The sequence below is a fragment of the Rhizobium sp. GW821-FHT14E12 genome (assembly GCF_058803745.1).
In genome coordinates, this window is the sequence record NZ_JBXAPH010000001.1 from 869,964 (window position 1) to 882,319 (window position 12,356).

The 12,356-nt window shown below is 60.1% G+C and carries 10 protein-coding genes; 7 read left to right on the plus strand and 3 right to left on the minus strand.

Annotation, left to right across the window (positions count from 1 at the left end; genetic code table 11):
* Positions 1-368 precede the first annotated feature (368 nt).
* The 3 genes from carB to AC1RO0_RS04275 all read left to right on the plus strand — a co-directional run bounded on the left by carB (position 369) and on the right by AC1RO0_RS04275 (position 5,650).
* The gene (gene carB, locus AC1RO0_RS04265; protein ID WP_498591688.1) at positions 369-3,854 is read left to right on the plus strand and encodes a carbamoyl-phosphate synthase large subunit; all 3,486 of its coding nucleotides are present in this window, start codon (positions 369-371) and stop codon (positions 3,852-3,854) included.
* Positions 3,855-4,096: 242 nt separating this feature from the next.
* The gene (gene greA / locus AC1RO0_RS04270; protein WP_007701580.1) at positions 4,097-4,573 is read left to right on the plus strand and encodes a transcription elongation factor GreA; all 477 of its coding nucleotides are present in this window, start codon (positions 4,097-4,099) and stop codon (positions 4,571-4,573) included.
* A gap of 6 nt (positions 4,574-4,579) precedes the next feature.
* Complete coding sequence (locus AC1RO0_RS04275; protein ID WP_498591689.1) at positions 4,580-5,650, plus strand: glycosyltransferase family 4 protein; 1,071 nt, start codon at positions 4,580-4,582, stop codon at positions 5,648-5,650.
* Between the two features lie 112 nt (positions 5,651-5,762).
* Here AC1RO0_RS04275 and AC1RO0_RS04280 read toward each other — a convergent pair whose 3' ends face one another.
* From AC1RO0_RS04280 to AC1RO0_RS04290, 3 genes are read right to left on the minus strand one after another with little or no spacing between them, the layout of a single operon-like run.
* Positions 5,763-6,677 (minus strand): glycosyltransferase family 92 protein, encoded by a 915-nt coding sequence (locus AC1RO0_RS04280; RefSeq protein WP_498591690.1) that lies wholly within the window; start codon positions 6,675-6,677, stop codon positions 5,763-5,765.
* An 18-nt stretch (positions 6,678-6,695) separates the two neighbouring features.
* Positions 6,696-7,604, minus strand: coding sequence for a WaaZ-like lipopolysaccharide core biosynthesis protein (locus AC1RO0_RS04285; RefSeq protein WP_498591691.1), 909 nt, complete (start codon positions 7,602-7,604; stop codon positions 6,696-6,698).
* A 4-nt stretch (positions 7,605-7,608) separates the two neighbouring features.
* On the minus strand, positions 7,609-8,076 hold the full coding sequence (locus AC1RO0_RS04290; protein ID WP_007701565.1) for an Lrp/AsnC family transcriptional regulator: 468 nt from the start codon (positions 8,074-8,076) through the stop codon (positions 7,609-7,611).
* A 241-nt stretch (positions 8,077-8,317) separates the two neighbouring features.
* On the opposite strand from AC1RO0_RS04290, the gene trxB reads away from it, so the two are divergent.
* From trxB to AC1RO0_RS04310, 4 genes are all read left to right on the plus strand, one after another.
* Complete coding sequence (trxB, locus tag AC1RO0_RS04295) at positions 8,318-9,292, plus strand: thioredoxin-disulfide reductase (RefSeq protein WP_498591692.1); 975 nt, start codon at positions 8,318-8,320, stop codon at positions 9,290-9,292.
* A 23-nt stretch (positions 9,293-9,315) separates the two neighbouring features.
* Positions 9,316-10,212: a LysR family transcriptional regulator VtlR gene (locus AC1RO0_RS04300; RefSeq protein WP_007701562.1), complete on the plus strand. Its 897-nt coding sequence runs from the start codon at positions 9,316-9,318 to the stop codon at positions 10,210-10,212.
* A gap of 566 nt (positions 10,213-10,778) precedes the next feature.
* Positions 10,779-11,072, plus strand: a complete 294-nt coding sequence (locus AC1RO0_RS04305; protein WP_007701560.1) for an ArsR/SmtB family transcription factor — start codon at positions 10,779-10,781, stop codon at positions 11,070-11,072.
* A 79-nt stretch (positions 11,073-11,151) separates the two neighbouring features.
* Positions 11,152-12,264: an alkene reductase gene (locus tag AC1RO0_RS04310; RefSeq protein ID WP_498591693.1), complete on the plus strand. Its 1,113-nt coding sequence runs from the start codon at positions 11,152-11,154 to the stop codon at positions 12,262-12,264.
* Positions 12,265-12,356 lie beyond the last annotated feature (92 nt).

Below are 12,356 nucleotides of genomic sequence, written 5' to 3' on the forward strand. Positions count from 1 at the left end.
TGTTCATGATGGTAAGCCATGAGAAGAAGATCGCTATGGCGGCGACCATAACAATCAACGGCGGCGCGTCACCGGTAAAGGCCGCCTCAAAAAAGGCTGAAGCGCGACAATGGCAAGCTTTTCGTGGTGATGCACGATGGCATGACTATCCCGATAAGCCGCCCCTATGCCGAGGATGCGCGGCGGCGATTTGGATAGAAGCAGCAAGAGCTGTCGATTCCTGTCGATTCCGTGATTTATGGGGTTCCGTTTGCAAATACATTTGCCTATAAGCCGCTTCTAGCCTGAAAAGACTTGACCATGCGCCCCGGCCGGTGATCTCCCACCCTGGCCGGTTTTTCGCGCAGCCAAAAAACGGATGTGAGCCCATGCCGAAGCGCCAAGATATCAAATCGATCCTCATCATCGGTGCTGGACCGATTGTCATTGGTCAGGCATGCGAATTCGATTACTCCGGCACACAGGCCTGCAAGGCGTTGCGAGAGGAAGGCTACCGCGTCATCCTCGTCAACTCCAACCCGGCAACGATCATGACCGATCCGGGCCTGGCGGATGCGACCTATGTCGAGCCGATCACCCCGGAAGTGGTCGCCAAGATCATCGCCAAGGAGCGCCCGGACGCGCTGCTGCCGACCATGGGCGGCCAGACGGCGCTCAACACCGCGCTGTCGCTGAAGCGCATGGGCGTGCTCGACCGCTACAATGTCGAGATGATCGGTGCCAAGCCGGCCGCCATCGACATGGCCGAAGACCGCGCCCTCTTCCGCGAAGCCATGGCCCGCATCGGCCTCGAAACGCCGCGCTCGATGCTGGCGAACGCCACCGACATCAAGGATGCCGACCGCAAGACACATGAGGCCGAGCGCAGCAAGCTGAAGGCCTCCCTTTCCGGCGCCGAACTCGACAAGGCGCTCGACGAGCTGGAAAACCAGTGGAACCTCGGCGAAAGCGACCGCAAGCAGCGTTACATGAGCCACGCCATGGCGATCGCCGCTCAAGCGATCGATCATGTCGGTCTGCCCGCTATCATTCGTCCTTCGTTTACCCTCGGCGGCACCGGCGGCGGCATTGCCTATAACCGTTCGGAATTCTTCGAAATCGTCGGCGGCGGTCTCGATGCTTCCCCGACCACGGAAGTGCTGGTCGAAGAATCGGTGCTCGGCTGGAAGGAATACGAGATGGAAGTGGTCCGCGACACGGCGGATAACTGTATCATCATCTGCTCGATCGAAAACATCGATCCCATGGGCGTCCATACCGGTGATTCCATCACGGTTGCGCCGGCACTGACGCTGACCGACAAAGAATACCAGATCATGCGTAACGCCTCGATCGCGGTTCTGCGCGAGATCGGCGTCGAAACCGGCGGCTCGAACGTGCAGTTCGCCGTCAACCCGAAGGACGGCCGTCTGGTCGTCATCGAGATGAACCCGCGCGTGTCGCGCTCCTCGGCGCTGGCCTCGAAGGCCACCGGCTTCCCGATTGCCAAGGTCGCGGCCAAGCTTGCCATCGGCTATACGCTGGACGAGCTGGAAAACGACATTACCGGCGGCGCGACGCCCGCCTCGTTCGAACCGTCGATCGACTATGTCGTCACCAAGATCCCGCGCTTCGCCTTCGAAAAATTCCCCGGCGCCTCGCCAGTACTCACCACTGCGATGAAGTCGGTCGGTGAAGTCATGGCGATCGGCCGCACCTTTGCGGAATCGCTGCAGAAGGCGCTCCGCGGCCTCGAAACCGGCCTCACCGGCCTTGATGAGATCGAGATCCCCGGCACCGAGGAAGGCGAAGGCAATCGTAACGCCATCCGCGCAGCCATCGGCACGCCGACACCGGATCGCCTGCGCATGGTCGCCCAGGCGTTGCGCCTCGGCTTGACCCCAGAAGAAGTGCATGAAGGCTGCAAGATCGACCCTTGGTTCATCGCGCAACTGAAGAGCATTATCGACATGGAAGCCCGCATCCGCGAACACGGCCTGCCGGAAGACGCGACCAACCTGCGCATGCTGAAGGCGATGGGTTTTTCCGACGCCCGCCTGGCAACCCTGACCGACAAGCGTCCGAAGGAAGTGGCCGAGCTGCGCAACAGCCTGAACGTTCGCCCGGTCTTCAAGCGTATCGACACCTGCGCCGCCGAATTCGCCTCACCGACCGCCTATATGTACTCGACCTACGAGACGCCCTTTGTCGGCGCCGCCCGCTCGGAAGCTGAGGTTTCCGACCGCAAGAAAGTCGTCATCCTCGGCGGCGGCCCGAACCGTATCGGCCAGGGCATCGAGTTCGACTATTGCTGCTGCCACGCTGCCTTCGCTCTGAAGGATGCTGGCTACGAAGCGATCATGATCAACTGCAACCCGGAAACCGTTTCGACCGACTACGACACCTCGGACCGCCTTTACTTCGAGCCGCTGACCGCCGAAGACGTCATCGAAATCCTCCGCGCGGAGCAGGAGAACGGCGAACTGGTCGGCGTCATCGTCCAGTTCGGTGGCCAGACGCCGCTGAAGCTCGCCGAAGCGCTCGAAAAGAACGGCATCCCGATCCTCGGCACGGCGCCGGACGCGATCGATCTTGCCGAAGACCGCGATCGTTTCCAGAAGCTTCTGATGAAGCTCGACCTCAACCAGCCGAACAACGGCATCGCCTACTCGGTCGAGCAGGCCCGCCTCGTCGCCTCCGAGATCGGCTTCCCGCTGGTCGTGCGCCCGTCCTACGTGCTGGGCGGCCGCGCCATGCAGATCATCCATTCGGAAGGCATGTTGCAGACCTACCTGCTCGACACCGTTCCAGAACTGGTTCCGGAAGACATCAAGCAGCGTTATCCGAACGACAAGACCGGCCAGATCAACACGCTGCTCGGCAAGAACCCGCTTCTGTTCGATAGCTACCTCGCCAACGCCATCGAAGTCGATGTCGACTGCCTGTCCGACGGCACCGACGTCTACGTTGCCGGCATCATGGAGCATATCGAAGAAGCCGGCATTCACTCCGGTGACTCGGCCTGCTCGCTGCCGCCGCGCACACTGTCGCCAGCCATGATCGATGAGCTGGAACGCCAGGCAAAGGCCATGGCCAAGGCGCTGAACGTCGGCGGCCTGATGAACGTACAGTTCGCCATCAAGGACGGCATCGTCTACGTGCTCGAAGTCAACCCGCGCGCCTCGCGTACCGTGCCCTTCGTCGCCAAGACCATCGGCGCGCCGATCGCCAAGATCGCCGCTCGCGTCATGGCCGGCGAAAAGCTGGATGCCGTTTTTGCCGCCTATGGCGAAAAGCCGGATCCGCGCAAGCTCAAGCACATCGCGGTCAAGGAAGCCGTCTTCCCCTTCGCCCGCTTCCCCGGTGTCGACATTCTGCTCGGACCGGAAATGCGCTCGACTGGCGAAGTCATTGGTCTGGATACGGATTTTGCGCTGGCCTTCGCCAAGTCGCAGCTCGGTGCCGGCGTCGAACTGCCGCGTGACGGAACGGTCTTCGTCTCCGTTCGCGACGACGACAAGCCGCGCGTTCTACCCGCCATCCGCATGCTGACAGAGCTGGGCTTCAAGGTGCTCGCCACCGGCGGCACGCAGCGTTATCTGGCCGAACAGGGCATTGCCGCCACCAAGATCAACAAGGTTCTGGAGGGCCGTCCGCATATCGAGGACGCCATCCGCAACCGCCAGGTCCAGCTCGTCATCAACACGACCGACAGCAACAAGGCGATCTCCGATTCGAAGTCGCTGCGCCGCGCGACGCTGATGCAGAAGGTGCCCTACTACACCACCATGGCCGGTGCCGAAGCCGCCGCCATGGCGATCAAGGCGCTGAAGGCCGGCAACCTCGAGGTCCGGACCCTGCAGAGCTATTTCTGAGGCGACCGAGGCTCACGACCGCTGCTTCCCGAGCCTCCGGTCGTTGATTGTGTAAAACTGGCTTTGGCGGGTGCTGACCAAGTTCAGCCTCGCCACAAGTCTTCGAATTCTCTGGAAATCGACTGTCGCAATCTGCTATAGATGACAGAATAATGGCTCAACATGGTTCCGAAGTACCGCTTCGGGACCTGTTTTCTTTTGTGTCTGCGACAGAGCAACACAGGGAGTGAAGGACAAGAAAAATGGTTGAAAAGGTACCGATGACACAGAACGGGTTCGTCAAGCTGCAGGAAGAACTGCGCTGGCGGCAGCAGGAAGAACGCCCGCGAATCATCGAAGCAATTTCGGAAGCCCGTGCCCATGGCGATCTCTCCGAAAACGCCGAGTACCATGCTGCCAAGGAAGCTCAGAGCCATAATGAAGGCCGCATCGGCGAACTCGAAGACCTGACGGCGCGCGCCGAAGTCATCGACCTTACCAAGATGTCCGGCTCGAAGATCAAGTTCGGCGCCAAGGTAAAGCTCATCGACGAGGATACCGAGGAAGAGAAGAGCTACCAGATCGTCGGCGATCAAGAAGCCGACGTGAAGGCAGGCCGCATCTCCATTTCGTCGCCGATCGCCCGCGCGCTGATCGGCAAGGAAGTCGGCGATTCCATCGAGGTCAACGCCCCAGGCGGCGCCAAGGCCTACGAAATCCTCTCCATCTCCTGGGGCTGATCGCCCGTGCGCGATCGTGTCTCATCGCATGCAAGCGATCTCAGCGAGATCGAGGTCATCGCGACGAATTTCAAACGCCGGCTCTCCGGCGTTACATCAACGATCGTGCAGCTCATTCCGAAGCAGATCGAGCTTGGCTGCCATATCGCCACGCTTGGCCCGGGCTTGCCGGAGGATTTGCCGAGGCTCGGCTGGTCGCGGCTGCCCGGTCTCTGGATAAAGCCACGCCGCCATCGCGTGCGTGTTTGGCATGCCCGCCGCAACAATGAAATGCTGGTTGGGCTGCTGCTACGCTCCATGCTGCGTATGCCGCTGAAACTGGTCTTCACCTCGGCGGCCCAGCGCCGCCACACCGGCTATACGCGCTGGCTGATCCGCCGCATGGATGCGGTGATCGCCACCAGCACCCGCTCCGGCAGTTTCCTTGAGGTGCCGCATACCGTCATCCAGCATGGCGTCGACCTCAAGCTGTTCCATCCGCCGGAAGTGCCCGACGACCGGATGGCCGCCAGCGGCCTGCCCGGTACCTATCTGATCGGCTGCTTCGGCCGCGTCCGCCACCAGAAGGGCACCGATCTCTTCGTCAAGGCGATGATCGAGCTTCTGCCCCGCTACCCGGACTGGACGGCCGTCATCTGCGGCCGCGTGACCGCAGAACACCGCGGCTTCGCCGACGAACTGGTGAAGATGGTGGCCGCAGCCGGCCTTACCGACCGCATCCGCTTTCTGGGCGAAGTCGATAGCGTCAGGCCTTGGTATCGTCGTACGACGCTTTATGTCGCCCCTTCCCGCAACGAAGGTTTCGGCCTGACACCGCTGGAGGCCATGGCCTCGTGCACAGCAGTCGTCGCCTCCGACGCTGGCGCCTATGCCGAGATGATCGTGCCGGGAGAAACCGGCGCAATCGTGCCCGCCGGCGATGGCGAGGCGCTGACCCAGGCAATCGCCTTCTATCTGGCCAATCCGGACCAGGCGCTCCAGCAGGGTGAAAATGCCGTGCGTCACGTCCGCAGCGAATTCGCCCTGGAAAAGGAAGCGACGGCGATCGGCGATATCTATCGGCAGCTGCTCGGCTGAGGCGGCAGGCGAGAGCGATTCCAGGAAAAGTGCCGCGCGGTTTTCCGTCCGGAATTGCGTAAAAACAATAGGCCAAATCGGTTCAGTGATTCCGTGGAATCACTGAACCGATTTAGCCGCCGAGATCGATGCGGTTGCGCTCGATGAAATCGATCATCGCCCGATCCTCGACCACATTCTCCTCGATGCTTTTGACGATCGACAGAACCTTGTCCCGATATTTGGTCGGCGAGGTGTCGTAGGCCCATCCGCGCGCCAGCTTCGCCATCAGCTCCTCGCGGGACTTGGTGTAATAGTGATTGAGTTGCAGGAAACGGTTCGAATAGAACTCCGGCGACTTCCGCGCCCGGCGCGTAAACCGCTTTCCGGCATCGTTCGCCGTGAGATCACCGAATTCGCGGGTCTGAAACTGATGCACGCTGACTTCCGTCACCTCGCAGGGATCGACGATACATTTGAAATTGCGGACATCTTCCTTTGATGTCATCGGATCCGCGCCGCGTATCGTGTAGTTCAGCGTCAATGGACCGCCAGGAGGCGTCGCATGCCCACTGGTGGCAAACATGTGCCAGGGCAACGAGACATTCGGGAAATCCCCCACCGCCTCGAGCGCCTGCTCGACCGTGCGCCCTTCCTTCGGCAGCAGAAATTCGTCGACATCGATAAAGGCCATCCAGCGATATGCGCCGCCGAAATTGAGGATGGCATGGGCAAAGACGATGACCTGACCGTTCAGCGTCGTTCCAGTACCCGCGTCCTTCATTCGCCCGGCCCAGGGGATGATCGTCAGCGTGTCGGTATCGAGGAGATCGCGCAGAATTGCGCAGGTCCCATCCGTCGAGCCATTATCGTAAATATAGAAATGGCGAATGCCAACGGCGCGATGGAAACGCACCCATTCCTCGATATAGCGCGCCTCGTCCTTGACGCAGACGGCGATAGCGATCCCGTGCCGGCCCTCTTGAGGCTGTGGCGGGTCGATGGCCAGTTTCTTGGCATCGGCAGTCTTAGGTTTCAGCCACCCCATGCGTCCGTTCCCTGCAACTCAGATCGTCGATGCGGCGGCAAACCTGTCATCATAGCCGAACCCATGTTTCAACAGCGCCGAAACCGGCGAATAATTGACAAATGTCACGCCTCGCTCCGAGGCGATGTCTCTTGCCAGAACAAAATGTTCCAGGATCCGCTCTTCGGCCCGCGCGATGCCGGAAAAAGCGGTTTCATCGCTCGTCTCATAAAAACGTGGCTCACCGGCGTTGGAAATATCGATGCCGAGGAAGCCGATCGTTTTGGGCGAGCAATAAAGCGCGAATTGCAGCGCCGACAGGGCGACCGAGCCCCCCTGGAAAACGCCCAGATCCGGCGCAGAGGAGAAACCAGCAGTGCCGGCTGCGTTGAGCCGCACAAAATCGAGCTTTCCGAGATCGTCTATCAGGCGGCGGCGGGCGCCATAGGGCTTGCTGATATTGTCTATCAGAATAACCGTCTTGTCCGACAGCCAGCGGCTGTCCAGCTCCGAAATCGCCCGCAGCACGGAGACTGAAAACAGGCAGATCATGCCGGGCTTGATCCTGCGCCGCATCATCTCCGAATGCCGCCAGACGAAACGCTCATCCTCTACCGCAACGGCAAGCGGCGCGGCGATCTGCTCGCCGATCAGTCCGATCGCGCCGTTCAGCAGGATGGCGCTCTTCGGCTCCAGCCCCGACAGATCGCAGTCACGGATCGATGGGCCCGAACCGACGATGTAGATGTTTTCGCTCGCCTCGTCCCGCAGCCGATCGCTATTCGAGAGATCGGCGACCTTGGCACGGTGGTAGAACACCTCCCCCACACCGCTCTTGCGAACGATGCCGAGCCCTGGAAACCAGTCCTGCGCGTGAGCGCGCGAACTGCCGAGCAGAGCTCGCGCGCCCAGCTTGACCAACGTTCGGTGCCAGGGGCGGTCCACCATGTCCTTATAGCTCCACGAGACCGAGCTTCTTCACCTGCCGGATGGTCAGCATGGTGCGGACCGTATCGACATGCTCGTTGGCCGTCAGCACTTCGATGACGAAATCCTGGAAGCGGGTGAGATTTTCAGCAACGCAATGCAGTAGGAAATCGCTGTCGCCGGACACCATCCAGGCTTGGCGCACAAGCGGCCACTCCGCCGTCGCACTGGCAAAAGCCTTGAGATTGGCCTCCGACTGATGCTTGAGGCCAACCATGCAGAAAGCAACGAGATCGAAGCCGAGCCTCGGGCTGTTCAGCATGGCATGATAGCCCTCGATGATGCCGGCTTCTTCCAGCTTGCGCACCCGGCGCAGACAGGGCGGCGCGGAGATACCGACTCGATCGGCCAGCTCGACATTGGTCATCCGCCCGTCGCGCTGGAGTTCCCGCAGAATCTTGATATCGATGGCGTCGAGTTCAGCTCGCAGCACTTTTATGGCCTTTCTTTAATTCCCCATCGCCAGCTTCTATATAAAGCGAGGAAATTCGCAAGAAAGTTTCGCTTGCGTAACCGAATCTTACACAAAGCAGATTTGCTCTGTTGGTAATGCAAGGCTGCCCTTGAATAAATGCATGCGGCAATCATAAATGGGTCAGCAGATCGTGAAATCGCCTGCTTCGCCCGTTTGAAGCTGAAGTTCACGACGCGCTGAGATTGAAAGGACTTAAACTATGCCTGCCCGCCACACCAAGGTGCTCATCATCGGTTCCGGCCCCGCCGGTTATACGGCTGCCGTCTATGCGGCGCGCGCCATGCTGGAGCCGGTCCTGATCGCCGGCATGGAACAGGGCGGTCAGCTGATGATCACCACGGATGTCGAAAACTATCCGGGCTTTGCCGATCCGATCCAAGGCCCCTGGCTGATGGAGCAGATGCTGCAGCAGGCCAAGCACGTCGGCGCCGAGATCGTCAACGATCTAGTCACCGAAGTCGACACCAATCAGCGCCCCTTCGTTGCACGCACCGACAGTGGCCAGGTCTGGACCGCCGACACGCTGATCATCGCGACCGGCGCCAAGGCCAAGTGGCTCGGCATCGAGACCGAGCAGCATTTCCAGGGCTTCGGCGTTTCCGCCTGCGCCACCTGCGACGGCTTCTTCTATCGCAACAAGGATGTGATCGTGGTCGGCGGCGGCAACAGCGCAGTCGAGGAAGCGCTCTATCTCTCCAACATCACCAAATCGGTGACGGTGGTGCATCGCCGCGATTCCTTCCGCGCCGAGAAGATCCTGCAGGAGCGCCTGTTCGCCAAGCCGAACGTCAAGATCCTCTGGAATACAGAAGTCGCCGAAATCACAGGCGCGCCGGCCAAGCCGCCGATGCCGCCGTCGGTTTCCGGCGCGCGCCTGCGCGACACCCGCACGGGCGTTGTCACCGACGTGACCATCGACGGCATTTTCGTCGCCATCGGCCACGCACCGGCGACCGAGCTTTTCAAGGGCAAGCTGAAACTCAAGGACAATGGCTACCTCTGGACCGCACCGGATTCGACCGCGACCAGCGTCGAAGGCATCTATGCCGCCGGCGACGTGACCGACGATACGTTCCGACAGGCGATCACCGCAGCGGGGATGGGCTGCATGGCCGCGCTTGAGGCGGAACGTTACCTGACTGGGCACATGCCCGTCGCCGTGGCTGCGGAGTGATATAGCCGATGAGGGGAAGCGGCATGCCATTGGACTGGGACAAGCTGCGTATTTTTCACGCGGCTGCCGAAGCGGGATCGTTCACGCATGCGGCCGACAAACTGCATCTGTCCCAATCCGCCATCAGCCGCCAGGTCAGCGCATTGGAGCAGGATGTCGGCATCAAGCTGTTCCATCGCCATGCCCGCGGCCTGATCCTGACCGAACAGGGCGAATTGCTCTACCGCACTGCGCATGACGTTCTCCTGAAGCTCGAAACGGTCAAGATGCAATTGACCGAGACGACCGACAAGCCGAGCGGCAAGCTGCGCGTGACGACGACGGTCGGCCTCGGCCAGGGCTGGCTGACGGACAAGATCCAGGAGTTCCTGCAGCTTTATCCCGATATGCAGATCCAGCTCATCCTCGACAACGAGGAGCTGGATGTGAACATGCGCCATGCGGACTGCGCCATCCGTCTGCGCCAGCCGCAGCAATCGGATCTGATCCAGCGCAAGCTCTTCACCGTGCACATGCATGTCTATGCCGCCCCCTCCTATATCAACCGCTACGGTGAGCCGCAGTCGGTGGAGGATCTGGACGATCATCGCATCATCAGCTTCGGCGAACCGGCGCCGAACTATCTTCTCGACGTCAACTGGCTGGAGATCGCCGGCCGCTCGTCGGACAACAAGCGCCTGCCGCATCTGCAGATCAACAGCCAGACCTCGATCAAGCGTGCCTGCCTGCTCGGCATCGGCATCGCGGTGCTGCCGGACTATATCGTTGGCCGAGACCCTGGCCTCATTCAGCTTGCGATCAATGCCGACGTGCCGTCCTTCGACACATATTTCTGCTATCCCGACGAGATGAAAAATGCGGCGAAACTTAAAGTTTTCCGCGATTTTGTCGTTGCGAAGGCGCGGAACTGGAACTTCTAATCCGATCTAAACGATTGGAAAATCAACGATTTTTTGATCTAATATATCAGATACGCGTATTATGCATGGCTGATATGCACAAAACAGAGTTGAAGGATGCCCATTTAGACACCATATCGCACATAGCTGATGCACACGGTGGCTTTTCCTCCCAGTTCCACCGCATTGGCTGTTCCCCTCTGGAGGTTTTTGACCTTCATACCTATAGGGCCTCGGTTTACTCCGGAGGCCCTTTTTTTTGCCTTTTTTCGCCAGGCGCCGCCAACGCATAACTGCCATGCACAAAAAAGCATTGCGCAGTGCACAAATTAGCATCATAACGCCCACAGCTGATGCACATGGTGGCTTTTCCTCCCAGTTCCACCGCAGCAGCTGTTCCCCTCTGGAGGTTTTTAACCTTCACACCTATAGGGCCCTGGTTTATTCCGGTGGCCCTCTTTTTTTGCCCATTTTCTGAGCACGCGACAAAATACGCCACATAAAATAATATCTGGCGGCAGACCTTGATATATCGAAATCCGACGATACATAAATCGTCGACTTTCGATATTCGTGAGGTAAGCGCAATGGACAGGACTGAGATACTGAAGGCATTGGCCCATCCGGCCAGGCTCGAAATCCTCAATCACCTCAAAGACCCGCGCGCACATTTTCCAACCCAGGAGCACCCGCTGGAGCTGGGCGTCTGCGCCAGCCAGTTCGAGCGCTGCGGCCTGTCGCAATCGACCGTCTCGGCCCACCTCGGCACATTGCAGCGTGCAGAGCTGGTAACCACCAAGCGCCTTGGCCAGTGGATCTTCTACAAGCGCAACGAGGAAACCATCGCCGAATTCCTCGCGACCTTGCAGAAGGAACTCTGACAATAGGCCTTGGCTCTCTTCGCCCTCACATCGAGCCCCTCCTCCTCCCAACAATCCGCATAGCAAAATAGGACCCCCAATGACCAAACTCTTCGAACCGACAAAGCTTGGCGATATCGCCATCGCCAACCGCATCGTCATGGCGCCGCTGACGCGCAACCGCTCTCCTAACGCCGTTCCGAACGATCTGAACGTCAAGTACTATGCCCAGCGCGCCACGGCGGGCCTGATCATCACCGAAGCGACCGCCATTACCCATCAGGGCCAAGGCTATGCCGACGTGCCCGGCCTCTACACCAAGGAAGCCCTCGACGGCTGGAAGAAGGTGACCGACGCCGTGCATGCCAATGGCGGCAAGATCGTCGTGCAAATGTGGCATGTGGGTCGCATCTCCCACACCAGCCTGCAGCCGAACGACGGCAAGCCGGTCTCCTCGACCTCCAGGGCCGCCAAGGCCAAGACCTATCTCGTGCACAATGACGGCACCAGTGGCTTCGCTGAAACCTCCGAGCCACGCGCGCTTGATGCCAGCGAGATTCCGGGGATCATCGAGGATTATCGCAAGGCCGCCCGCGCCGCGATCGATGCCGGCTTCGACGGCGTCGAGATCCATGGTGCCAACGGCTATCTCCTCGACCAGTTCCTGCGCGCCGATATCAACGACCGCACCGACCAGTATGGCGGCTCGATCGAAAACCGCGCTCGCTTCCTCTTCGAGGTGGTCGACGCAGTGACCAAGGAAATCGGCGCCGGCCGCACCGCTATCCGCATCTCGCCTGTAACGCCGGCCAACGATGCCAGCGATCCGCAGCCGCAACCGCTTTTCACCTATGTCATCGAAGGCCTGGCAAAATACGATCTCGCCTATATCCACGTCATCGAAGGCGCAACCGGTGGGGCGCGCGACTTCCTGCCCTTCGACTATGACGCCCTGCATGCCGCCTACAAGGCTGCCGGCGGCAAGGCCGGCTGGATGCTCAACAACGGCTACAACCGCGAACTGGCGGAAGAAGCCGTCGACGGCGGCAGAGCCGACGTCGTTGCCTTCGGCAAGCCCTTCATCTCCAACCCGGATCTCGTACGCCGGCTAAAGGAAAATGCTCCGCTCACGCCCGTCGACCAGGCAAATCTATACGGCGGCAGCGGCCCGAAGGGCTATTCCGACTACCCAACTCTGGACGAGGTGGCTTAAGCTTCTCTTTTGCCCAAGAGAGAGGCCATTTTAGAACCGACAAGGCGCGGAATCTCCTCTCGTCCAAAAGGCCCTCGCAGCGCTGCTGCGGG

Excerpts from the sequence above, each read along its gene's own strand:
- AC1RO0_RS04305 (WP_007701560.1), top strand. The coding sequence starts at position 10,779 with ATGGACAGGACTGAGATACTGAAGGCATTGGCCCATCCGGCCAGGCTC.
- AC1RO0_RS04310 (WP_498591693.1), top strand. The coding sequence starts at position 11,152 with ATGACCAAACTCTTCGAACCGACAAAGCTTGGCGATATCGCCATCGCC.
- AC1RO0_RS04280 (WP_498591690.1), bottom strand. The coding sequence starts at position 6,677 with ATGGGGTGGCTGAAACCTAAGACTGCCGATGCCAAGAAACTGGCCATC.
- carB (WP_498591688.1), top strand. The coding sequence starts at position 369 with ATGCCGAAGCGCCAAGATATCAAATCGATCCTCATCATCGGTGCTGGA.
- AC1RO0_RS04285 (WP_498591691.1), bottom strand. The coding sequence starts at position 7,604 with ATGGTGGACCGCCCCTGGCACCGAACGTTGGTCAAGCTGGGCGCGCGA.
- trxB (WP_498591692.1), top strand. The coding sequence starts at position 8,318 with ATGCCTGCCCGCCACACCAAGGTGCTCATCATCGGTTCCGGCCCCGCC.
- AC1RO0_RS04300 (WP_007701562.1), top strand. The coding sequence starts at position 9,316 with ATGCCATTGGACTGGGACAAGCTGCGTATTTTTCACGCGGCTGCCGAA.
- greA (WP_007701580.1), top strand. The coding sequence starts at position 4,097 with ATGGTTGAAAAGGTACCGATGACACAGAACGGGTTCGTCAAGCTGCAG.